Annotated in this window: 2 tRNA genes; both read right to left on the bottom strand. The window is 61.3% G+C overall.

What is annotated here, in order from left to right:
* Positions 1 to 2: 2 nt before the first annotated feature.
* Positions 3 to 76: transfer RNA gene (locus AC4IHP_RS27925), tRNA-Asp, on the bottom strand.
* A gap of 92 nt (positions 77 to 168) precedes the next feature.
* Positions 169 to 245, bottom strand: a tRNA-Asp gene (locus tag AC4IHP_RS27930).
* Positions 246 to 248: the final 3 nt, after the last annotated feature.

Below are 248 nucleotides of genomic sequence, written 5' to 3' on the forward strand. Positions count from 1 at the left end.
GGCGCAGCGGACGGGACTCGAACCCGCGACCCCCGGCGTGACAGGCCGGTATTCTAACCGACTGAACTACCGCTGCGTATCGCTTTGAGCTTGCGCTCAAGTAACTCGTTTTGACTGCAGGCTTCGGTGCCTGGCAATCGCGAACCAGATGAATCTGACTCGAAAATATGGCGCAGCGGACGGGACTCGAACCCGCGACCCCCGGCGTGACAGGCCGGTATTCTAACCGACTGAACTACCGCTGCGCG

It is taken from the genome of Pseudomonas sp. UF-293 (assembly GCF_058245595.1).